Raw genomic sequence first — 21,759 nt, 5'->3', positions numbered from 1 at the left:
CCTTACCACCCTCCAAAATTCACATTTTCCCAAGGCAAGCGTATGGTTACGCAGGTATAGGACCTCTGCACGCTGTCAATCCACAGACCGTAGCCTTTGCCATAGTGAAGCTGCAATCGTTTGTGTACGTTTTCGAGGCCCAATCCGTTTTTGCCGGCAATGATCGGCGTGTCCGAATCCCCCTGGAGCACTACCTGCAAGCCGGCCAGCGTCTGCGGGTTAACGCCCACGCCGTCATCGAAAATTTCGATGATCAGGGTGCTGTTATTCTCCACCCATACGGTGATTTGAATATGCAGCCTGCCCCCCGGGGGCGCAGCGTGATGAACGGCATTTTCAACGATGGGCTGCATGCACATTTTCGGAATCGCATAACGATGTACCTCCTGCGGGAGATCCGCTGTCAATACGAAGTTGCCGCCTTCCATGAAATTGATGAATTTGATATAGCTCTGGATGTTGGCAAGTTCCTCTCCAAGGGCTACGGTATCGCCATTCCATTTCATGCTGTAGCGCAGCAGCGAACCTAACGACACCAGCGCATCGGCGATCACGGGCTGGCGCTCTACCTCCGCCTGCATCCGGATGGCCTCCAGCGCGTTATACAAAAAGTGCGAATTGATTTGCGAATGGAGCGAGTGCAGCTGCGCATTTTTGGCGATCAACTGTTTATCCACCACCTGGGTCATCAATTGCTTGATCTCATCCAGCATTTTGTTGTAAGTGACAGCCACCTCGTCGATTTCATCGCCGGTTTCGTCTTCATCCAGTCCGGTATCGATCTTCTCATCCAGTTGTCCTTTCCGTACCTTGCGCATCGATGACAATACACTGTCCAATCGGCGGAAAAGGCGCCGCGTGGTATGCGAGACCAGGAGCATCATCAACAGCAGCACGCACAATGTAATCACTACCACAAGCGCATACCAGCTGCGCGGGCCCTTCATCAGCGCCTGATGGGAAGCGATATCCACCACATAGGCGTCGAGCGGAGCAATGTAGCGGTACACGGCATAATAGGTTTGATCTCCTACCTTGACCTTCACGGGGCTTTCCTGCTCCAATGCATCCAATTGCCGATGAATCCGGCCCAGAATCTGGTCCAGTTCCTCCCCGGCCGCTTGCGGAAATGTATGCTGGGGATTGTAAATATAACGGGAAGGATTGCTTCCTTCCATCACGACTGAAAAGAAGTCGCCCCCCGTCTCCTCGAGCAGATCGCTGAAAAATACGCTGTGCAAGGTGCGGATTTCCATAATGCTGGGGCGTTTGTGCTGCTGGCCCTGAAGACGTACCAGCCGATAATAGGAGAGCGTATGCTCCCCCTCCTTAAAGGCAAAAACGCGGTATGCCGCGCCGCCTTCTTCCCGTAGATTCTTCCAGTAATCCTGCGGCGAAAACTTGTCATAATGATAGATTTCGGGCCAGATTTCATACAGGTTCGGATTATCGACATAGAAGCTGAGCTCGCTGATCATCTCGTTGCTCTGGATAATGTTATGCATCTGCTCAAATTGGTTTTGCCTGAATTTCACCAGACGCAGGCCGTCCCCGAGCATATTGGAATGAATAAAATCCACGAAGGCCTTTTGAGTCAGCGCCGTGGAGGAAGCGTTTTCAATAATGTCCATTTTACCGCGCAGTTTCTCGTTAATCCGTGAGACATGGCTGCTGCCGGTGGTCATTGCGTCCTTATATAGCTGGGTTTCCTGAATGCGGATAAACAAAAAGGATACCACGATGGCAGGGATGGCAATCAGCATGCTAAACGCCAGAAACAGCTTTTGAGAGATGCGGGAATTGCGGTAGATTTTTCTTGTTTTTGTCAGTAGAATCTTCATTTCGTGTGCCCTCCCCACCTCTGTAATATACCATATATTACAACCCGGCCGGCAGGTAACCACTCACTGTCGCGAAATAATCCAAAGCCGCAAAAGCAGGGATACCGGCCACCATTTTCGGTGACCGGCACAAGCAAATTATATTCGGGTTTGGTTGGTTACTCCGCCATTTTTGCTTTTCTTGCATCCAGCTCGGTTTGACGGTATTCCATCACCTGGTCATAACCGTAACTTCCGCGGCGGGCCAGGAAATTTTCGAAAATTTTATCGAAAGCGGCCTCATCCTTCGCGGTAATCAGCTCCGGCAGCACCTCTTCCCAGTTTTGAGAGATGCGCGACCAGGTTACGGCTGCATCGGAATCGCCGAGGGGATCGAGGCCCTTGTAGATGCCGCCGTCAATATCGGCCTGCGCGTTGGCAAAGTCCTCCATTTGCTTGATGACAGGGGCTTTCTCCGGTCTCCACTGGTTAACGATGACCGGGTTACGCATCATCCAGTAAGTATCCATGATACCTACTTCTTTTTCCAGCTTCTCAATATCGGATTCGAGCAATTGGACCATATCGGCCTTAAGCTGCGGCTTGTCGCCCGCCATTTCCCACGTTTCGCCTTCCTTGCCAAGGAATAAATCCCGTTGGCCTTCTTCGCTGGCCAAATAGCTCAGGAAACGGATCGCACGCTCAGGGTTTTCGCACGATTTGCTGATCATCGTAACCATCCAGCCGTCCATGTTGCCCGGGAACAGTTTGGCGGTGTCGCCTTTGCTATTCTGTGGCCCATCTACCGCGATATAGTAAGAATCCGGGTTAGCGCTTGCGGCCAGCATCGGGTTGACCGCCGTCATCCCCGTCCACTCGCGAACCATCATGAAGTAGCGGGCGTTGTTCGTTTTTTCTTCTACCTGGGTATCGGAGTCCACCAGAAAATCCACATTGATCAACCCCCGCTCGTAGGCGGTACGGAAAGTTTTCAACCAGGTAACATAATCCGGATCGGTGATGCGGTCATATACCTTGCCCTCCTGCTCATGCGGAACAGCCAGCAGGTTTTGCAGGTACTCGGTCATCCCGTAAGGCACATTGCCTTGGGCGAAGAAGGGGCTGATCGGCTGGCCCTTATACTCGGAATACTTATCCTTTAACAATTGCAGGGCGTTCAGGAAGCCTTCCGGCGTGGTTAAATCCGGGCTTCCCATCTCCTCATACAGGTCTTTCCGTACCAAAAAGGTTTGGTTGGCGGCAGTCATACCGGTTTCATGCATCAGGTTAGGGCTGTAGGAGTCGTTCGGAATGCCGTAGGTGTTGCCGTTTTCTTGCTTATACCACTTCAGCGTACCATCGCCGGCTACCTTGAAGAAGTAGGGATCATACTGATCCGCAAGTTCATTCAAGGCATACACATGATCGCCTTCCCACAGCTTTTTGACAGCGGTTTCCCAAGAGCCCATCGTAATCAAGTCCGGCAGCTTGCCGGAGGTCATCATCAGGGTAATGTGCTCGTTAGCTTCTCCGGAGGGAACCTCGATTTTCACATTCACGCCTGTCTTTTCGGAAATATACTTAGAGTTCAGACTCTCTCCCCAAGTACGGCCGTACCAGGAAGCGCCTACGAACCAGGATAAATCCACAGGGCTGGTATCCAGCTTCCAGGCAGGTTCCTCCGGATTAAGCTTGGCTTCGACCGCGGTATTCTCGGGTTTGGCATTGTTGTCCGCAGGCTCGGAGTTAGACGTACTTGCGTTGTTCTTGGACCCCGAGCAAGCCGCCAAGCTCAGCATCAGGATTACAGCCAACATGACCGCCATGCTTTTCTTCATACGTTTGTGTTTCATTGCATGATCATCCTTTCTTTATTTCCAATGGATTTTGTATATGAATCATCCGCCTATCTAAACCTTGGCTTAGTCAGGCAAATGACGCTTACCCTTTAATTGCTCCGATCATCACGCCTTTGACCAGATAGCGCTGGATAAAAGGATAGAACGCAAGAATAGGCAGCGTGGCCACCATCATGGAGGCAAACTTGATGGAGTTGCCGGGCAGCTTGGCACCGAACTGTGCCATGGCTTGCTGCTGCATGAACGACATGGAGTTCTCCGCTATGATTTTATACAGCATCGTTTGCAGCGGCAGATTATCCTGCGAGCGGATGTACAGCACGCCCTGATAGTAATCGTTCCAATGATATACGGCTGCAAAAAGCGATATGGTCGCAATTACAGCCATGCTGTTGGGCAGTACGATCCGGAACAGGACCCCATAATCCGAAGCGCCGTCCACCTTGGCCGATTCCTCCAGGCTGTCGGGGATCGTGCGATAGAAGCTGATGAAAATGACCATATCGAAAAAGGTGTACATCGCCGGAATGATGAAGACCAAAAAGTTATCGTACAGGCCCAGCTTGGTCATGAGAATAAATGTGGGAATCAGCCCGCCCGAGAACAGCATCGTAATCAAGGCGATTTTCATGTATACCTTGCGGCCAATCAGGTTGGACTTGCTCATGCCGTAAGCCACAATGGCGGTAAACAACACATGTACCACGGTCCCGATCACGGTACGCAGGGTGGTGATCAAGAAACCGTTCATCATATTTTCATCATTGAATACCACGCGGTAACTGTCCAGCGAAACCGCCTTGGGGAACCAGTTGACCGTGCCGAGCAATGCCTGCTCCGGTGCATTCAGGGAGTTAATGAGCACGAAATACATCGGGTACAGCGTTATAAAACAAACCGCCAGCATCAGCAGGGTATTGCAAATAGTGAACACGCCGATGCGCCGGAATCTTCTGCTTTTTTCCATGGGTCATCCTTCCTCCTTCTTAAAAAATGCCTTCGCCATTGAGTTTTTTGGATGAGAAATTGGCCAGGAACAACAGCCCCAGCGCCACAATGGAGCGGGCAAACAAGACGGCTGTCGAGAAGGAGTGACGCCCTGAAACCAAACCCATGTTATAGATATACAGATCCAGACTTTCCGCCATCTTCATGTTCATGTTGTTCTTCAACATAAAGATCTGTTCAAAGTTACTGCCGAGCAGCCCGCTGACAGCAAGGATGAACAAGATGGCAATGGTGGGACGGATGCTCTGAATGGTGATGTACCACATCCGCTGCCAGCGGTTTGCGCCATCCAGCTCCGCCGCTTCGTACAGCCCGGGATCAATGCCGGATATGGCAGCTATGTAAATGATGGCGCTCCAGCCCGTCTCCTTGAGCGTATCGGAGAAAAAGGTAATCCACCAGAAGTATTTAGGGTCACTGTTAAACAATATTTCGCGCTCCTGAAGTCCCAGTGCCATCATCAATTGGTTGATCACGCCTCCCTCGCCCAGCCAGTTGAGCATAATGCCGCCAAAAATCGTCCAGGCGATAAAATGCGGCAAGTACGAAATGGTCTGTACCGTACGCTTAAATCGAAGACTCCGGATTTCATTCAGCAGCAGGGCGAATAAAATCGGGATCGGAAAGCCCAGCACCAGCCGGATGGTGCTCATCCCCAGCGTATTTCGGATCGAGCGCCAAAAACGGTCATCCGTCACAAAGTCCTGAAAGTGCTTCCACCCTACAAAAGGCGATTCCATCATGGGCTTTGCAATGTTATAGTCCATAAATGCGATGATCAGCCAAAACATGGGGATGTAACAAAAGATAAACATCCAGACGATCCCGGGGATGACCATGCTTTGCAGTTGCCACTGTCTAAAAAAGGTTTTGATTTGTCCATTTTTGTGTTGGAACATATGCCTTGCCCCCTTCCATTTCATCGTAAGAAAATACACATAGGAAAAAAAGGCCATGATTTTTGACCCTATCCCATTTTTTTAGATTCGTTTGACCCATAGCCTAAATCAAGTATGCTGTGAGTAATGAAGGGAGCGTGCAAGGGATGAACAAACTAGTGTGGCAGCAGGATTTTATACATAACGAGACTGATTTAAGCGCTTGGAATATTCGCCTTGGCAACGATTTGCCGGATGATCACGGCAATATCCTGGCCCCGGGATGGGGCAACGGCGAGCAGCAGTTTTATACGGGGAATGAAGGGAATTTGTATATTGATGAAAACGGACTAAATCTGAGTGCACGCCGTGAAAATCTCTCGGCGGACGGACGACAATTCGCATATACCTCCGCCCGTATAGACACAAAGGACCACTTTTCCTTTTGCTACGGTAAGCTCATCGTACGAGCAAAACTGCCGGTAGGTCAGGGGTTGTGGCCGGCCATCTGGCTGCTTCCGCAGCATCAGGCTTACGGCTCCTGGCCGGCCTCCGGCGAGATCGACATGGTTGAGGCCAAAGGCCGCCTACCGCAGCAAGTATTCGGCACGCTGCACCACGGGAAGGATTGGGACCATAAAATTACCGAGGAGTTCACTTACCGGTTCGAAAAGGGGACCATTAACGAATTCCATGATTATGCGCTGGAATGGGATGCCAGCTCCATGCGCTGGCTGGTGGACGGACATTGCTACGCCGAGCGCAGCTTGCTGCCGGGTCTCATGCCGTTCGATGTTCCGTTCTACCTGGTGTTGAACCTGGCCGTGGGCGGCTGGTACGATAATGTGCCGGTGGATGAAACCGCCCTACCGGCGGTCATGACGGTTTCGGGGATATGGGTGTATGGAGAATGAAAGAAGTCCCGCTATAATTCGGCAAAAAGCCAAGAAAGACCGCAATGAATCCTGCGGTCTTTCTTGGCTTTCGGTCATTAACGGGTAAAGTAATCAATGAGGATTTGATTGATTTCATCGGAAATTTCATGATTGATTCCATGCCCCGTGTCCTCGAAAATGCGACTGTTCATCTTGTATGTCTGCAGAGCCGCATTCCCCCCAAGGATGGAAAAAGGATCGGCTTCTCCCACCAGATAGAGCGTCTTGCCGCGAATGCTGTCGATCTGCTCATCCTCAAAGCCTTTAGTTTTATGAAATCGCATGGCCATATTGTTGTAGCCCCGCAATAAGTATGTAAAATGCTCCAGAAGCAACGGATTACCGGTAAAGGCCGCACTGTTTTTCCCGGTAAGTTTGGTTAATAATTTGATCACATTCCGTTTTGTAGGGAACAGGGCTTCCGGCAGGAATATGCGGAGCATTGTTTTCATCGGATTTCCGGCTGTTCCGGCAGGCACGCTTGAGGCCATGGAAACGACTTTACCCACCCGCTCCGGTCTGTGGATCGCGTAATATTGAACGAGGTATCCCCCATGCGAAACACCGGCCAGATCGGCCCGTTCAAGCCCGAGTCCATCCAATAAGTCGTCGATCCAATACGCGTTGTCAAACTCTTTATTATAATTTTCATTTGGTACACTCTTCCCGGGCCCGCCCAGCGTATCCACCGCGAACAATCGAAAATGAGGCGCCAGTGCGGCGGCATTGTAAATCCACATCAAGGCAGAATCATCCCCTACGCCATGAAAAAGCATAATTGGAGGTGCATCCGCTTTACCAAACACGTTTACATGAGTAACGCCGTAGCGAGTAGGAACCTTAGTCGGCAACACCTCGGTGCCCCATGCTTCAAGCAAGCGATCATAAGTTCTTAAGATATTCTCTTCTGCCTTTGACGATTTGTAAATTTTCATAATGATGACTATACCTCCTTACAAATATGCCGAGTGAAAAAGCGTCTCAACAGCCCCGATAACTCAAGCCGTGCCGCTGCTCTTTCCTCACTTTCCTCATCCGGAGCCATGCTGGGGCCTGAAAAATATTTGTGGTACACATACAGAATAATGGACTGATACTCAGTCGCCAGAAACTCCGGATCGTCTCCTTCCATAAACCCTTTGTCCATCATCAGAGCAAACACATTCTTATGGTGCTCAAGGGGAACGGTAAAGAGAAGTTGCCGATAAATTTCGGCCGCCTTAGGACTTCTTTGCTTTTCCATCGTCAGCATCATAATCATTTTATGGATTTTCTCCTCCAGCAAATAGCCCTCCATATAAGCAACCCCGGCAAAAATAAATCTCTCGCACTCGATGCTCGAAGCAGCTTCCAACGCTCGGACAAACTGACTTTTGCGTATCTGCGTCCATTGCTCCGCCTGGTCGAACAGGGAATGCAGAATGTCCTCCTTGTTCTTGAAATGATAGTAAATCGAGCTTTCCTTGATCCCCACCGCTTTCCCTATATCCCTAATGGAAACGGTTGTATAACCGTCTACACAAAACAGGTCCAAAGCGGCGTCCATAATCCTATCTTTTGTACTTTGTTCAGGTTGTCTCATAGGCCTCCTCAATCTATCTAACAGTTGTTAGGTAATTCAAGTCTATCTAACAACTGTTAGGTTGTCAAATCTGCGCAAGAAAACTGCCGATATAAACTGCAAAAAGCCAAGAAATGCCGCAATCCAGCTGCGGTCTTTCTCGGCTTTCATTTTTTGATATTGTTAATCAAAATAAAAAAGCTCTTCAAATTTTTTATCCAATGCAATGCATAAAATCAGAGCTAATTTTGCGGTCGGATTAAACTGCCCCGTTTCAATAGAACTGATTGTATTTCTTGAAACGCCCACCATTTCCGCCAATTGTGCTTGAGATAGTTTTTGTTCTGTTCTGGCTTCGCGCAGGTTGTTTTTTAGAACCAGTGGCTCACTCATGCTATTTACTCACCCCATAAATGTATACCACTAAAAAAGAAACACTTACAACACACCCTATTATGAATTTGAATAAATCCATTTTCTTTTTAGTTATAGAATACATCCCGAGACCTTCGCTGCCCAAATATCCAAACATCAAGGCGATTAATGCGTAATTTGCTTCCTGGAGAGTATTATACATATTGAAAATAGCCAGCACGCAAAACATAACCAGCATGCCGATGACTCCGCTTTTTCTGCCTTTATTAAAAACAAATTCTTTTCCTTCGTCTCTGTTTTCTTGTCTGCTTTTCTCTAATATCTCTTCCCTTTTCATAAAAGGTCTCCCCTCAATTTGATAAGGTGTTGACAACAAAACTTGTCATCTATATTTTAACATGCAAAGTTTTCTTGTCAACAAATTCTGCAAAGTTTTCTTTGCAAAATAGAACAATGACAAAAGTTATTCCGAACATCAAAAACGAGCGCCAAAAAGCCTCCATTGGCTATGGAGGCTTACTTCGGTGTATCTAATATGACGGCTGACGGCTATTCCACGCTCTTTAACGCCTCCACCATGTTGATCCGGTTGAGCGTGCGATTGGTCATCCAATTGACAATGACCGCAAAGCAGAACGTGATCGCGGCTGAAATCAGATAGCTGACAAGCTCTACGTGCACGGCGAAATACATGGCCGGCATATTAAGCGCGGTGGTAAGGAATCTGCTTAAGATCCGTCCCACCGGCAATCCAATGAGGATGCCTATTAAAGTTAATATCAGCGATTCCTTATTAACGTATTGGTGCACTTCCTTATCATAGAACCCCAACACCTTAATGGTGGCGAGCTCACGATTGCGTTCCGAGATATTCGTGTTCGACAGCGTGAACAACACCACAAACGCAAGGCCTCCTGCCATGACCGTGATCAGCAATACGACCGCGTTGATCAGATCGAATCCGAAATCCGCCCTCAGCGCTTCCGTGCTGACGGCGGAAAGCACGGAGTCGTTCTCCAGAAGATCTTCCGCATAAGCGGCCTGATCCATGCCGGCATCTGACAGATGCGCAAGCACGCCGTTCGGGGCATACTTCCCGAACATGGTTTCATACAATTTCTGCGTCATATAAACGTTATTGCCCAGATAATTCTGCACTACATCCGATACGACCGCCTCGCGCTGCACAAGCCCCATATCCTGCAACGATACGGTATTTCCCGGCTTGAGGCCGAGACTTCGCGCCGCGCTCCGCGTTATCAAGATGCCTTCGTCATCCGGATCAATCCGCTTTCCGTCCAAATTCTCGATGCTAATATAATCCCTCAAGGCGGCTCCTTCCGGGATCACCATCAACTGCACCTTTTCACCCTTTTCATTACCATTGATTACCTTCACGCTTTCAATCCGCAAGTTCACGTAATCATCGATCTGGCTGTCGGCAGACATCTGCCGGATAAATTCATCGTTATCCTCATCTTCAAAAACGGTCATCAAATCATAATGGTATATGTTCTCGTACTGCTTTGGCGCCAAGTCCACAATGGAATCCTTAATCGCAAAACCGCAGAGAATCAGAGCGGTACAGCCCATGATCCCCCCAATCGTCATGAATAACCGCTTTTTATACCGGAACAAATTCCGAACGGTTACCTTGTTCAAGAATTTCAGGCGGTTCCAGATCCCGGGGATTCGCTCCAAAAATACGCGGGCCCCTGCTCGCGGCGCCTTTGGACGCATGAGAGCTGCAGGCATTTTTACCAGCTCGCTGCGGCAGGCGAGCACGGTGGCCCCAACGATCCCCGCGATGAACAGCAACAAACCTCCCACGCCATAAAGCAGGTCAAAACGCAGATAAACTTGAGGGAGGTTGTATAGCTCCTCCAAAACAACCGAAATGAATTTAGGCATGAAAACAAAGCCGAACAAATCGCCCAAAACGCCGCCGAGCAGGCAAGCCATAAGGGCAAACAGGATATATTTACGATAGACCGCACCGTTTCCAAATCCCAATGCCTTATAAGTCCCGATCAGTCCGCGTTCTTCCTCCACCATTCGAGTCATCGCCGTAAGGCTCATGAGAATCGCTACAAGCAAAAAGATCACGGGAAAAACTTTTCCAACCGCTTCGATGGACGACAAGTCGCTGGTAAGGCTGGAATAGCTGTCGATCGAGGTCCGGTCCTGAACATACCACTGGGTCATATCCATATTGTCGAGCTCGGCGTACGCATCATTCAGTTTTTGCTCGGCCTCTTCCTTTTTGCCGGCGTACTCCTGCTCTTGTTTCTTTAACTCCGCTTCGCCTTCAGCCAGTTCTTCTTTGCCGTCGGTCATCTCTTTCCGGGCATCGGCGATTTTGTCTTTGGCCTCCCCCTCTTCCGCATTCAGCTTCGCTTCGCCTTTGGAAAGCTCGGCCTTTCCGTCAGCCAATTCGGCTTTGCCGTCTTCAAGCTCCGCTTTTTGGGCGGCTATGGTCCGGCGGCCAGCTTCGATCTGCGCCTCTCCTGCAGACAGCTCCGCTTCGGCTTCGGCTAACTGTCGCAAACCCGATTCCTTTTGCTCCGTAAAGGCGCTTTTCTGTTGATCAAGCGCCTGCTGGCCGCCGATTACCTTGCCCATGCCCAGCGCAGCCTGCACAGCGGCATCCCCCTGCCCCGGTAGCGCACTTGCAAGAGCAGCGCTTTCGGCCCCGGTTCCCGCCGCGATCTCACTGTCAGCCGCACCGGTTGCTGCCAGAGCAGCCGCCGCATTTACCAGTGCGGTCCATTCTTTTTCGGGCCACAAGTCGCCGTAAGAGCTTTTTAACCCCGCAATTTGAGGCTCCAGTTGTGCCCGTGCCACATCCAATTGTCTCTGGGTCTCATCCAGCTGCCGTCCGGCTTCAGCGAACTTTGCTTCAGCCTGCTGCTGCTCTTTAGCCAACTGCTGTTTGCCCTCTTTTATCTTTTGGGCATTCGCCTTCAGCTCGGCTTCGCCCTTTCTTAGCTGCGCTTCGCCCTCTGCCAGTTGTTCCTCGGCCTTCGCCAGTTTCTGCTTGGTGCTGTTGATTTTCGAACGGGCCTCCGCAATTTTCTTCGCCGCTTCCTTCTCTTCATCGGCAAGCATAACCTCGCCATTCGCCAGTTCCTTTCTGGCCTGGGCGATTTCGTCCCATGCATCCGCAAATTTCTTGTCCGCTTCCTTAAACTTGTCGTCCATGGTAGTCTCGGCATCTTCGATTTTCGTTCGCGCCTCTTGCAATACAGCGTCGTAACGTTCTTGTTCACGCTGTGCTTTGATTCGACTCTCTATTTGGCCGATGGCGGACTGGACCTCCCGGTCATATTCATCGGAATAGCTGTCCATCTCCCGCGTTCCATCCAAGACAATATAAGCCGCGGTAAAAATATCGCTGCTCACGTCCGCGGGAGTTATAAAAAATGTATAGTCCGTGGATGCGGAAGAACGGAATATATTTTCGGCGCCGCTCCCCTGGATGTCCATAGGGTCCAATACTGCGCCAGTAATGACATAGCTTGTATTGGCGAAGGTCGGGGCTTTCTTTTCATCCAGGTCCATTTCCATATCTAAATCCGTATCCGGGTCAAGGCCGCCGCTCTTGTCCGGAACGTCTTTGGCATCAATTGCTTTCGGTGTCTCTCCGGCAGGAACATCGTTGTCATCCTCAACGTCTTCTTTTATAGTCAAGGTGTCGCCTATGGATTTGCCGCTTTCGTCCAGGTATTTTTGCGTAACGGCGATTTCTCCTGTTTTACTTGGCAAGGATCCGTCCAGCAAATAAGGAGCATTTAGCCCCTTCGTGCTCAGCACGTTTATTTCCGTACTCTTGCGGATTCCATCCACATCCGTGTGAGCCGTTTCGCTGTACCCGCCTTCCGCAGTCTCGACTCCATCTACCTGCGCCAAGGCTTTCACATCTTCTTCCGTCAGCCCCAGGGTAGACAGGACCCGGATGTCAAACAGCTTTTGTTCGTCATAAAATCTATCCGCCGAGTAATACATATCGAGGCAGGCTGCGTACAAACCTGTTAACATGCCCACGCCCAGTGCCGTGATCAACATAATGGATAAAAACCGTTTCCATCCCTTTTGGATGGAGCGCAGAATATCTTTTTGGTATGCCTTGTTCATGCCTTACCACTCAATCTGCGCAATGGGTACAGGCTGCTCATTTGTGGCAGTCTTTACAACCTTGCCGCTTTTAAAGTGAATGACCTTATCGGCCATGGGTGCCAAGGCGGAGTTATGTGTAATAAGTAGTACGGTAATTTTCTCCCGGCGGCAAGTATCCTGCAGCAGCTGCAAAATTTGCTTCCCGGTATTGTAATCCAGTGCGCCCGTGGGTTCATCGCACAACAACAGCTTTGGATTTTTCGCAAGGGCACGGGCGATGGATACGCGTTGTTGCTCGCCGCCGGACAGTTGCGCCGGGAAATTGTTCATACGATCTCCAAGCCCCACTTTATTCAGCGTTTCGGCTGCGTTAAGAGAGTTCTCGCAAATCTGTGCAGCCAGCTCCACGTTCTCCAGTGCCGTCAAATTCGGCACCAGATTATAGAACTGGAACACGAAGCCGATGTCCGTACGGCGATAGCCCGCCAGCTGCTTGTGGCTGTACTTGGAGATGTTCTCACCGTCCACGATAACATCGCCTGAAGAGGCGGTATCCATCCCGCCCAATATGTTCAAGGCCGTGGTCTTACCGGCGCCGGAAGCCCCCAAAATAACCGCCAGCTCGCCCCTTTCGATCGCAAAGCTTGCGTCGTCGAGCGCCCGGATTGCCACACCTTCGGATGCGTATTCTTTTATCACCTGATTGAATTCGATATATGCCATCTGATTCTCTCCTTGCAGGGTTTGACTTTTCTCGCTAATATAAAAGCTTAAAGACAGCGTGTTGTTTTTACAACCCTCAGATGAGTACAAAACGTTGGGTTCACAACGAATTGCATCGGAAATGTCGATTTCAAATCAACTCAGCAGCGCCTGTCGAAAAGGGGAGATTATCGTTTATGAAAGAAATGAAGCTGGACAGAAAAACGCGTTATACCCGGATGGTGCTGCAGGATAGTCTGATTGAACTCATGAAAGTAAAGCCTATCAACAAAATAACCATTAAAGAACTGTGCGAAAATGCGGATATCAACCGGACGACTTTTTACGCACATTACAAGGACCAGCATGATCTTCTCCGAAAGATTGAGGACGAAACCCTTTCCTGGGCAAAAGAAATTCTTGCCACTCTCATCAAAACAGGCAGACACGAAGCCATGCAAGTTTTAGAGGAGGTTTTCCAGTACTTTGTCCAAAACAGCAGCCATCTTCAAGTTCTGATGAGTGAACAAGGCGATATTCATTTTCAGAAGCAGCTATTTACGCTGATCTACCAACAATGCGGGATCGATCCTTCGGCTGAGCCTAACGGAAACATGGACACGAAGGAATATTACTTTATCTTCATTGTGACCGGAAGCGTCGGTCTCATTCAGCAGTGGTTGAAAAACGGGTTAAACAAATCAGCGAAAGAAATGGCGGAGATTATTTATACCATGACTTCGCAGTGGTTTATAGATTGAATGGGTCCGTGTTATAAAAGAAAGCCCCACCTTGGTACGCATTGTTAAGCGGCGTGGTGGGACCTGCAGAATATAAATATGAATATATCGAATCTAAAATTCCGGATCACATCTATGAAAACACTCCCGGTCTACAACGTCTCCGTATTGAGCGTAAATCCCTCAATCACGGCATCTTCATCCACCTCGATCAAGATGCAGCGTTTACCGTGATAATTCACCTGCTTCACATACTTCAGATCCTGCGGACTGACCGAAATCGTGGCGACCTTCGTATCGATCTTGATCGATTTCGAAGTGAACTTCGGCATCACACTGCTCGCTTTGATTTCATAGTTTCTGTCGTCGACGATCGTTTCAAACGCCCGTTCGACCTTGTCCGCCGTTACGTTCTCCACGCCACTTACCGTCAGCATGCGTTCAACATCTTTATAATCCAGCGTCGGCGGTTCCTCTTCCTCATGAGTTTCAAGGACTTGATAGATTTCCTCGTACACTTGAGCGATCGTGGAGGCATCAATTTGCTCTCCCGCCACTTCCTTTACGATTTCCTCAAAAATAGCTCTCTCTTCCAGCGCCGTCACGGTCTTCTCCGCATTCAGGACTTCCTCGATGAAATGCCCGTTCGGATCATTTGATTTTCCCGAGCAATACAGAATACGATTCACATCGGAATAGCCGTCCGTCACGCTAGGATAGAAAAAGCCCTGCTCCGGCGAGCTTAACTTAATGATCGGATCTACGATGACATTGTACTTAAATTCCCGCTCGACATAATCGAACATAAGCGTTTTACGTTGTTGCTCCGTGGAATTTATGCTGCACAGAATAAACGGATTCGCAAACATCTCGTCATTTTCGCTCTCCTCGGATTCTTCGCTCCGCGTCTTGGTCGGCTGATAATATTGTCCGCGGACGAAAGTAATTACCGTATCCCGTTCATATTTGGTATCCGCCAGCATTTTCTCCACTAACAGGAGCATCAGATCATGCCATTCCTCCGCATCCCCGGTCACCAAGCCTTGATGGAGAAGCTCTCGTGTAGGCGTCGCCTCCGCTTCCTCCTGAAGCTTTAACTCGAACAGTTTATGATCCAGTTCACCGGCCAGCAGTTTTTTGAAATTACCCATATGTAACTCCTGCTTCTCCCGCTCCAGCATGGCGAACGGCTGACGTTCATAATGATAAATCTCGTTCGTTTCCTTCATAATATACACATTTAGAATGTCGAAAATGGTAAGTCTTTCGTGATCCAGCTTAAACTGTTTTCGAATATACGCGACTTCTTTTTTTAACATAATATATTAGACAACTCCTAAGTAGATTGGTCTCTTTAGTTTAAACGCTACAAAAGCCCTTCGTCCAGAAGGGCTTTTAACCATGAAGTATCGTGAACATCGCTCCAAGATTCATACTATCAGATTTATCATTCTTTAAGTAAAAGAAAAGCGTATCACGACGCTTCGCAAAATTTGTCTATCCAAAATTTAAAAAAAGTCCATTGCGCCTCTTCCTCGAAGAAGTTAAGATGTTAATTGACTCAATTGAGAATCATTATCATTTATAAGGAGAGATTCACTTCATGCTACCCTCTTATCTGAAAAAACCGATGATCCCCTTCCTGATTATACTGTTGTCGGCAGTCCTGCTGTCCGCCTGCGGATCAGGCAATAACGCCGCCACCCCGTCGTCTTCGTCTACCTCTGCGGAGTCCGGGACTACGTCGCAAGACACGACGGAATCGGCAGCCCCGGCGGCGAACGAACCGAGTGAATCGACGGTCCGCACCTACAAAGACGCGCTCGGCAGATCCGTCGAAATTCCTGCCGCTCCCAAACGAATCGTTGCCCACTATTATGCCGCCGAGATGAAGGCGCTGGACTTCGCTGTCGTCGGGACGAATTTCTTAAACGCAAAGCTGACGTTAACGGACGAACAGCTCCAGGGCGTGGAAGATATCGGCGGCGAAGGAATCGTCCCGAATCTGGAAAAAACGCTTAGCCTCAATCCCGACTTGATTATCGTTCCTGATTTCCTTCAGGCCTCGGATCTTGAGGCATTGTCCAAGATCGCCCCGACGGTCGCGATCGCTTACGGCGATGACGCCTTCACCCGCTTAGGCGTGCTTGGCGATCTGCTCGGGCAGCCCGAAAAAGCGGAGAAATGGATTGCGGACTATACCAAGAAAGCCGAGGAGAAACGCCAACTCGTTCAGTCGTCCATAAAAGACGGAGAAACGGCTGCCGCCTTCATTCTCCACTCCAATAAACAGTTTTACGTGTATAACAAGCAGCGGCTCGGTCCCACGCTATACGATGCGTTCGGCTTCGCGATTCCTCCGAAAGTAGCCGAGCTCTTTAAGGACAAGCCGGATGAGCTGTGGGCGGCCATCTCGCTGGAGAAGCTGCCGGATTATGCAGCAGACCGTGTTTTTCTGGTGATCCAAAGCGATACCGAAGAAGCCAAGAAGGCGACAGAGGAGCTCATTCAAGGTCCGATCTGGAAAAACCTACCCGCCGTCAAGAACGGGAAAGCCTATGTCGTTGAAAGCCGTTGGGCAATGAACGACCCTCTCACGCTCGACTGGCTCCTGGACGAGATGGTGTCCTTGCTCGCCCCTTAATTGTATTTTGAAGCCTCGCAATCGAAGCCCTCACGGAGTATCTATCGGCGTTGGGGGCTTTTTTTTCGTTCTTGAATCTCCTATAATGAGAAGAATAATTGATAATGATTCTCACTGGAGGCTGAACGCCGTGTCCGAGATAGAATTTTCGCCTCACTTTCCCCCGCTCGTCCTGCTGAATCGGATCGAGCTTTGCACCTTGAATAACGGTAAAGCCTCCTGCTGGCTTGAGTCGCATACGCTGATTGTCATAACCGGCGGAAGCGGCGAAGTCTCGGCCGACGGTTGTCCACAGCATGCCGCACGCGGCAAGTGCTTCCTGCTTCAGCCGGAACAGGCCTTTCATCTGCGGGGCGGAGAATCCCCGGCGCTGTCTTATTTCCTGGTTTCCTTCTCCGTACGGCAAGACGTTGGCGGACTGTTCGCCCGCAACACCGCCCTTGTCTATGAGCCTTTTTCCCGCTTGGAAGACCAGCTGCATGAGCTCTTGTCCGCCTCCGGCGACCCGGCAATTCTTCTACTAAACAGGGGTGTCTCCGACCCGATTATTCCAACGGATGAGGCTGGATTGCATTCGTTGAAAAGCTTCCATCGTCATATCCGGTTTCAAACCATGCTCTATGAAGTGTTGTATCGGCTGCAGGCCGAGCTTCAGGGCGGAAAGAACGACCGCCAAGCCGTCGAACGGAGCATCGATTATCTTCACCGCGCATACCGGGAGGACATCGGGATTGGACGGCTTGCCCAGGAAGTCAACATGAGCCGCTGGCAGTACGGGAGTCTCTTCAAGTCTCTGACCGGACAGACTCCGGTGCGTTATTTAAACAATTTACGAATCGAGCAGGCCAAAAGGCTGCTGGCGACTTCATCCGCACGCGTGAGCGATGTCGCCGCCAGAGTCGGATTTCGGGACGAATACTACTTCAGCCGCCGGTTCAAGCAGACGACCGGGATGTCCCCGACCCGATTTGCTCAACATTACGGACGAACACCGCGAATTTTCTCCATCCAGTACTTGGGCGAACTGCTCGCCTTGGGGATTCGGCCGATTGGGACGAACCGTTCCATGCTGAGCGCGCTGCCGGAGGCGTGCGCGGACGTCAGTCCCGTCGACGAGCCGCTCGACGTCGGGCAGCTTCTGAAGCTGGAACCGGATCTGATTCTCTATCCCAGCTACTTGCCTGCCGAAATTGCCGGACAATTGTCCCGGGTGGCAACGACCGTCGAAATCGATTGGGAGGCCGATGTCTATACCCGGCTTCAGGAGATCGGCGGTTTGCTCGGCAGAGCCAAAGAAGCGGATGAGTGGATTGAGCGCTACAAGGAAAAAGCAATCCAAGCGAAAGCTCTGCTAAAAAACGCCGTTTGCGAGGGCGAGACCGCGGCCGCGTTCATCGTCCATATGGATGGACTGTTTGTGTACGCAGGGCATCATTTCGGCCATACGCTGTACCAAGGGATCGGCTTCGAGCCCTCTCCCGGCATCCGTGCGCTCATGGAACGGAACCGCAATGCCAAGTGGCAGAAAATTCGCATGGAGGATCTCCCCGAGTATGCCGGGGACCGCATCTTCCTCGCCCTTCCCGAACAAGGAGAAGACGCCGGAATAGGCCGGGAAATCCTGCGGCATCCGATCTGGGAAAGCTTGCCCGCCGTCCGTCAAGGAAAAAGCTACGTCGTTAAAGACCGGTTAGCCAATTACAATCCGGTCACCTTGGACAAGCATTTGGACGATACGGTAACCCGGCTGCTTCAAGGGCATGACTCAAGGGCATGACGGCGGCCTTCCTCGAATCTGCCCGGATGAAGTAGCCGGGACGTTCCCTCCCGTTCTAGCCCCATAGTTCTCGTATACCTGGAGTATGCAACCTCAACCTTTCATACTCCGAACCCCGGCCGAGATCATGGTGGGAAATGCAAGAAAAAACCGCCCTCCATATGGCCGGGAAGGCTACTGGAGAGCGATTGAAGGTCAGTCGGCGAAGATGATGCTCTTCGCTTAGCGGTTTACGGTGTAATTTTGCCCGTTATTGTTATCCCAGTAAGTTTGGCCATTGACCGTGTAAGAGATCGCATACTTAATTTGCGATACGCTGGTGGCAATATGATTGAAAGTAAAATGCCAAGCCTCTACACTGTCGTCGGTGTTCGCCGGCATCGAATAGGTGGCGTCCCCTTCCCTCGTGGTTGCCCAGTTATCGGTTGTATATACGATTTTGACCTGTTTGCTGTAGCCTGCATTTTTTACATAAACGCCTCCCCGGAAGGTGTCCTGAATCAATTCATCGTAGGCACGAAGGACGTTCGGTTTCCCGAGAATGGTGGAGCTTTCAGTATAGCGGCTGACGGAGTAATTCTGGCCGTTATTATTGTCCCAAAACGTTTGCCCGTTGACCTCATACTTGATGGCGAATTGGATCGTTTGGGCATTTACGAGCTCGGGGTGCGTATTCTCAATGCTGTTCGTGGAAATGGCGAAATTCCATGCTTCATGTGCAGCGTCGGTTGGACCTTCATAGGAGGCGTTCGTATCGTACCATTGCCCATTTCCGGGAGTATAGTGAATCGTTACGTTCTTTTGGGGCCCCAGGTTGCTGACTTCCACTTTGCCGCTGAATCCCACATAGCCAAACTTGTAAGTATAGAGATTGGCCGAAATCAGTTGAACCGGCTGGTCATTTGCAAAACCAGAGTGCGCAAACGTTAGCATAAAAATCGCTACTAAAGAAAAAACCGAAACCAACTTCTTCATTTTTCTTAACATTCTCTACCATCTCCTATTTTTTAGATATATTACACTAATAAAATAGCATATAATTTCCCAAAAATAAACAATTTTTCTGTAATTTTCTGAAAATTTAATAGTTTTGATTTTGAATGCAAGATTATGTTGGGCAAACGTTTGTCTTAAGTTGGAAAGAGATCGTAAGATGCCGTTCTTAAGGACCCTTGGATTATTCCTCCGTCGGAGGCTCTCCAACGACATAAAGGAGGTCCATCCCTCAAGCAGATTTAGCTGCTTAAAGGATGGACCCTTTTAATCAAAACATCTATGGTTATTGTCCCGCCGACTCGCCATCGTTCTCCTCCGACTGCACTTTTGGAGTGACAACCGAAAGAAGCAGTTCGTTCTCCGAAGACAGCAAGGTTATTCCGGACGGAATCCCGATATCTCCGACTAGAAGTGAATCGCCGATGTCCAACTTGCCGATATCGACCCTGATGGATGACGGCAATTGGTGAGGCAATGCTTGAACCTCGATGAACGTGCTCTGCGTCTGCAAAATACCGCCCAGCTTCGTCCCTTTGGGAATACCGACGTAATCAAGCGTTACATTCGCACGAACGAGTTCATCTCTCTTTACGCGGAGAAAGTCCACATGAATATATTCGCGTGTCACAGCATCCCGCTGCAATCCTTCAAGCAGTACTGGGATTGTTTCCGAATCTCCCATCTGAATCTCCAACAGTCCCGATCCGCCGCCTCTGATCCAACGTTCAAATTCCTTCGCTAAAATATGGATCATATCGCTTTTCTGGTTCAATCCCATAACCACGCCCGGAAGGCGTCCGCTTTGGCGCAGGCGTTTCAGGCCCGACCTGTTCATGGATACTCTTTGTTCCGCCGCAAAACTGGCTCTCATCATTCCGACTCTCCTTGTCATTCAACCCTGATATTTTGTGCTCCCAAAATCCCTATCCGCCATTGAACATTGATTTCGTCCCCCTGCAAGGGGGATATGAAGAGCACCATGACATCACCGCCTTGGTACGTAATAATGATAGTATTGAAGGCATCTCGCTCCGCCGGGAGTGAAATGCCTTTGAATTGACCATAGCATAAACCCTGTAGCCTGTCGACAACTGACAGTTGTTATGCCGGAATGAGGCTATCCTGTAAAATAAGAACCGAAAAATACTTTCGTAGGAGCAAATAATAAGATGATGGATCATTTTAAAAGTTTCTTCCGAAAAAACGCCGGGGCATCGCCAGCCAGCGAATTTATCCATAAAGTAACTAGGCTGCTGGATGAGTATAGAAGCTTGTATCAAGGACAGGGGCCTTATGTTCTTAATGAAAAACTATCGAAGAGCGAGGTTGAGAAGTTTGAATCGGCGGCGGGCATCAAGCTCCCGCAGGACTATCGGGATTTCCTGATCCATATTGGAGACGGCGCCGCAAAGAAGCGGCAGTTTCCGTTATCCCTGTCCCATGCCAAAGATTGTCTGGAATCTTGTTTGCAGGAGGAAACGGGACTACAGCATGTAGGCCGTCCATTTAGCGCGGATAGCTGCAACAAGGCGTTCCATGAGGATTATGAAGAGATCGATGAAGACATGGACGATGACGCGGCAGAGCAGTATTATAATCGGCTCTATAGGGAAGCGCTGCAAGGCACGATCACCCTGCATAACGACGGTTGCGGCTACTACATCGTGATGACCGTTTCCGGTGAATTGTCCGGGCAGTTGTATTATATCGATACCTGCCATGGACAAGGGATACATAAAGTCAGCGACTCTTTTGCCGACTACTATTTGAAATGGCTTGAGCGCCGAATCCTGGAAAGACAAGCCAATCTGGAGCAAAATGATAAGTTTGACTGCGTGATCACCCAAGTCAAGCTTGGCGGCAATGTCAGAGATTTGACGGTTACCAAAACAGAATCCTCCTACGAGTTTCAATTTGAATTTTTTTGTCCCGGGGATTTTGCCCGTGAAGAGGATACTACGGATCTGACCCGGGTTCATGACCGATTGGTCGTCTCCCTTTATATGAAAAATGAATCTTATAGTCCGCTAGAGTACAAGAAGTTGGAAAGAAGCGCAGGCAGCCTGACCCCGCTTCATCCCGGCAACTCTTCCGGTCGCCATTTGGAGCTTATAGGAGGCAGGTCAGAGCATATCGTGATTGGGCAGGTCAAAAGATTATTCAGATATAATACGGGCGAGCTCGCCTTCCCCCTGTATGTGGAGGGACTTGAGCAAGAAATCCTGATCCGGGGTCTGGATATTCCCGATTTGGCGGTAGGAGACGTGCTGCAGATTCAGGGCAGGTTGTGCGGAGAGGTGTATCAAATTCGGCGATGATTTATGAGACTTGTAAAGGGAGAGGGGGCC

Annotated in this window: 18 protein-coding genes; 5 read left to right on the top strand and 13 right to left on the bottom strand. The window is 49.8% G+C overall.

The annotated features are described in order from the left end of the window. Positions 1-2: 2 nt before the first annotated feature. From ACLB09_RS19605 to ACLB09_RS19590, 4 genes are all read right to left on the bottom strand, one after another. On the bottom strand, positions 3-1,841 hold the full coding sequence (locus ACLB09_RS19605; RefSeq protein ID WP_410771544.1) for a sensor histidine kinase: 1,839 nt from the start codon (positions 1,839-1,841) through the stop codon (positions 3-5). Between the two features lie 158 nt (positions 1,842-1,999). Beyond that, the gene (locus ACLB09_RS19600; protein ID WP_410771543.1) at positions 2,000-3,673 is read right to left on the bottom strand and encodes an extracellular solute-binding protein; all 1,674 of its coding nucleotides are present in this window, start codon (positions 3,671-3,673) and stop codon (positions 2,000-2,002) included. Between the two features lie 88 nt (positions 3,674-3,761). Beyond that, positions 3,762-4,646 (bottom strand): carbohydrate ABC transporter permease, encoded by an 885-nt coding sequence (locus ACLB09_RS19595; protein WP_410771542.1) that lies wholly within the window; start codon positions 4,644-4,646, stop codon positions 3,762-3,764. Between the two features lie 19 nt (positions 4,647-4,665). Further along, on the bottom strand, positions 4,666-5,586 hold the full coding sequence (locus tag ACLB09_RS19590; protein ID WP_410771541.1) for an ABC transporter permease: 921 nt from the start codon (positions 5,584-5,586) through the stop codon (positions 4,666-4,668). 146 nt (positions 5,587-5,732) lie between these two features. Here ACLB09_RS19590 and ACLB09_RS19585 point away from each other — a divergent pair, with 146 nt between their 5' ends. Next, positions 5,733-6,479 carry a glycoside hydrolase family 16 protein gene (locus ACLB09_RS19585; protein WP_410771540.1) on the top strand — a complete coding sequence of 249 codons (747 nt, stop codon included), beginning with the start codon at positions 5,733-5,735 and terminating at the stop codon, positions 6,477-6,479. Positions 6,480-6,556: 77 nt separating this feature from the next. Here the strand turns inward: ACLB09_RS19585 and ACLB09_RS19580 are convergent, their stop codons facing one another. From ACLB09_RS19580 to ACLB09_RS19555, 6 genes are all read right to left on the bottom strand, one after another. Next, positions 6,557-7,435 carry an alpha/beta fold hydrolase gene (locus tag ACLB09_RS19580; RefSeq protein ID WP_410771539.1) on the bottom strand — a complete coding sequence of 293 codons (879 nt, stop codon included), beginning with the start codon at positions 7,433-7,435 and terminating at the stop codon, positions 6,557-6,559. An 8-nt stretch (positions 7,436-7,443) separates the two neighbouring features. Further along, entirely contained in the window at positions 7,444-8,082 is a 639-nt protein-coding gene (locus tag ACLB09_RS19575) for a TetR/AcrR family transcriptional regulator (RefSeq protein ID WP_410771538.1), read from the bottom strand. 162 nt (positions 8,083-8,244) lie between these two features. Then, positions 8,245-8,454: a helix-turn-helix transcriptional regulator gene (locus tag ACLB09_RS19570; RefSeq protein ID WP_410771537.1), complete on the bottom strand. Its 210-nt coding sequence runs from the start codon at positions 8,452-8,454 to the stop codon at positions 8,245-8,247. Position 8,455: 1 nt separating this feature from the next. After that, entirely contained in the window at positions 8,456-8,773 is a 318-nt protein-coding gene (locus ACLB09_RS19565; RefSeq protein WP_410771536.1) for a DUF6442 family protein, read from the bottom strand. 212 nt (positions 8,774-8,985) lie between these two features. After that, complete coding sequence (locus tag ACLB09_RS19560) at positions 8,986-12,570, bottom strand: FtsX-like permease family protein (RefSeq protein WP_410771535.1); 3,585 nt, start codon at positions 12,568-12,570, stop codon at positions 8,986-8,988. A gap of 3 nt (positions 12,571-12,573) precedes the next feature. Further along, positions 12,574-13,275, bottom strand: coding sequence for an ABC transporter ATP-binding protein (locus ACLB09_RS19555; RefSeq protein ID WP_410771534.1), 702 nt, complete (start codon positions 13,273-13,275; stop codon positions 12,574-12,576). A 176-nt stretch (positions 13,276-13,451) separates the two neighbouring features. Here ACLB09_RS19555 and ACLB09_RS19550 point away from each other — a divergent pair, with 176 nt between their 5' ends. Continuing rightward, positions 13,452-14,015: a TetR/AcrR family transcriptional regulator gene (locus ACLB09_RS19550; protein WP_410771533.1), complete on the top strand. Its 564-nt coding sequence runs from the start codon at positions 13,452-13,454 to the stop codon at positions 14,013-14,015. A gap of 131 nt (positions 14,016-14,146) precedes the next feature. Here ACLB09_RS19550 and ACLB09_RS19545 read toward each other — a convergent pair whose 3' ends face one another. Beyond that, the gene (locus tag ACLB09_RS19545; protein ID WP_410771532.1) at positions 14,147-15,313 is read right to left on the bottom strand and encodes a DUF4317 domain-containing protein; all 1,167 of its coding nucleotides are present in this window, start codon (positions 15,311-15,313) and stop codon (positions 14,147-14,149) included. A gap of 284 nt (positions 15,314-15,597) precedes the next feature. Between ACLB09_RS19545 and ACLB09_RS19540 the strand changes: the two genes are divergently transcribed. After that, on the top strand, positions 15,598-16,638 hold the full coding sequence (locus ACLB09_RS19540) for an ABC transporter substrate-binding protein (RefSeq protein WP_410771531.1): 1,041 nt from the start codon (positions 15,598-15,600) through the stop codon (positions 16,636-16,638). 130 nt (positions 16,639-16,768) lie between these two features. Beyond that, complete coding sequence (locus tag ACLB09_RS19535) at positions 16,769-18,415, top strand: AraC family transcriptional regulator (RefSeq protein ID WP_410771530.1); 1,647 nt, start codon at positions 16,769-16,771, stop codon at positions 18,413-18,415. A gap of 222 nt (positions 18,416-18,637) precedes the next feature. Here the strand turns inward: ACLB09_RS19535 and ACLB09_RS19530 are convergent, their stop codons facing one another. Both ACLB09_RS19530 and ACLB09_RS19525 read right to left on the bottom strand, forming a co-directional pair. After that, positions 18,638-19,402 (bottom strand): hypothetical protein, encoded by a 765-nt coding sequence (locus ACLB09_RS19530; protein WP_410771529.1) that lies wholly within the window; start codon positions 19,400-19,402, stop codon positions 18,638-18,640. A 292-nt stretch (positions 19,403-19,694) separates the two neighbouring features. Continuing rightward, positions 19,695-20,285 (bottom strand): 50S ribosomal protein L25, encoded by a 591-nt coding sequence (locus ACLB09_RS19525; RefSeq protein ID WP_410771528.1) that lies wholly within the window; start codon positions 20,283-20,285, stop codon positions 19,695-19,697. Positions 20,286-20,580: 295 nt separating this feature from the next. Between ACLB09_RS19525 and ACLB09_RS19520 the strand changes: the two genes are divergently transcribed. Continuing rightward, the gene (locus tag ACLB09_RS19520; RefSeq protein WP_410771527.1) at positions 20,581-21,729 is read left to right on the top strand and encodes an SMI1/KNR4 family protein; all 1,149 of its coding nucleotides are present in this window, start codon (positions 20,581-20,583) and stop codon (positions 21,727-21,729) included. The last annotated feature ends 30 nt before the right edge of the window (positions 21,730-21,759 follow it).

This window comes from Fontibacillus forbon, assembly GCF_046559655.1.
Taxonomy (GTDB): Bacteria; Bacillota; Bacilli; order Paenibacillales; family Paenibacillaceae; genus Fontibacillus.
Note: the sequence above shows the minus strand (reverse complement) of the source record. Positions and strands in the feature narration are given on the sequence as shown.

What these genes read in the sequence shown, in the direction of transcription:
- ACLB09_RS19590 (WP_410771541.1), bottom strand. Translation starts at nt 5,586, where the DNA reads ATGTTCCAACACAAAAATGGACAAATCAAAACCTTTTTTAGACAGTGG.
- ACLB09_RS19595 (WP_410771542.1), bottom strand. Translation starts at nt 4,646, where the DNA reads ATGGAAAAAAGCAGAAGATTCCGGCGCATCGGCGTGTTCACTATTTGC.
- ACLB09_RS19545 (WP_410771532.1), bottom strand. Translation starts at nt 15,313, where the DNA reads ATGTTAAAAAAAGAAGTCGCGTATATTCGAAAACAGTTTAAGCTGGAT.
- ACLB09_RS19550 (WP_410771533.1), top strand. Translation starts at nt 13,452, where the DNA reads ATGAAAGAAATGAAGCTGGACAGAAAAACGCGTTATACCCGGATGGTG.
- ACLB09_RS19600 (WP_410771543.1), bottom strand. Translation starts at nt 3,673, where the DNA reads ATGAAACACAAACGTATGAAGAAAAGCATGGCGGTCATGTTGGCTGTA.
- ACLB09_RS19530 (WP_410771529.1), bottom strand. Translation starts at nt 19,402, where the DNA reads ATGTTAAGAAAAATGAAGAAGTTGGTTTCGGTTTTTTCTTTAGTAGCG.
- ACLB09_RS19540 (WP_410771531.1), top strand. Translation starts at nt 15,598, where the DNA reads ATGCTACCCTCTTATCTGAAAAAACCGATGATCCCCTTCCTGATTATA.
- ACLB09_RS19565 (WP_410771536.1), bottom strand. Translation starts at nt 8,773, where the DNA reads ATGAAAAGGGAAGAGATATTAGAGAAAAGCAGACAAGAAAACAGAGAC.
- ACLB09_RS19560 (WP_410771535.1), bottom strand. Translation starts at nt 12,570, where the DNA reads ATGAACAAGGCATACCAAAAAGATATTCTGCGCTCCATCCAAAAGGGA.
- ACLB09_RS19520 (WP_410771527.1), top strand. Translation starts at nt 20,581, where the DNA reads ATGATGGATCATTTTAAAAGTTTCTTCCGAAAAAACGCCGGGGCATCG.
- ACLB09_RS19585 (WP_410771540.1), top strand. Translation starts at nt 5,733, where the DNA reads ATGAACAAACTAGTGTGGCAGCAGGATTTTATACATAACGAGACTGAT.
- ACLB09_RS19525 (WP_410771528.1), bottom strand. Translation starts at nt 20,285, where the DNA reads ATGATGAGAGCCAGTTTTGCGGCGGAACAAAGAGTATCCATGAACAGG.
- ACLB09_RS19555 (WP_410771534.1), bottom strand. Translation starts at nt 13,275, where the DNA reads ATGGCATATATCGAATTCAATCAGGTGATAAAAGAATACGCATCCGAA.
- ACLB09_RS19580 (WP_410771539.1), bottom strand. Translation starts at nt 7,435, where the DNA reads ATGAAAATTTACAAATCGTCAAAGGCAGAAGAGAATATCTTAAGAACT.
- ACLB09_RS19605 (WP_410771544.1), bottom strand. Translation starts at nt 1,841, where the DNA reads ATGAAGATTCTACTGACAAAAACAAGAAAAATCTACCGCAATTCCCGC.
- ACLB09_RS19570 (WP_410771537.1), bottom strand. Translation starts at nt 8,454, where the DNA reads ATGAGTGAGCCACTGGTTCTAAAAAACAACCTGCGCGAAGCCAGAACA.
- ACLB09_RS19575 (WP_410771538.1), bottom strand. Translation starts at nt 8,082, where the DNA reads ATGAGACAACCTGAACAAAGTACAAAAGATAGGATTATGGACGCCGCT.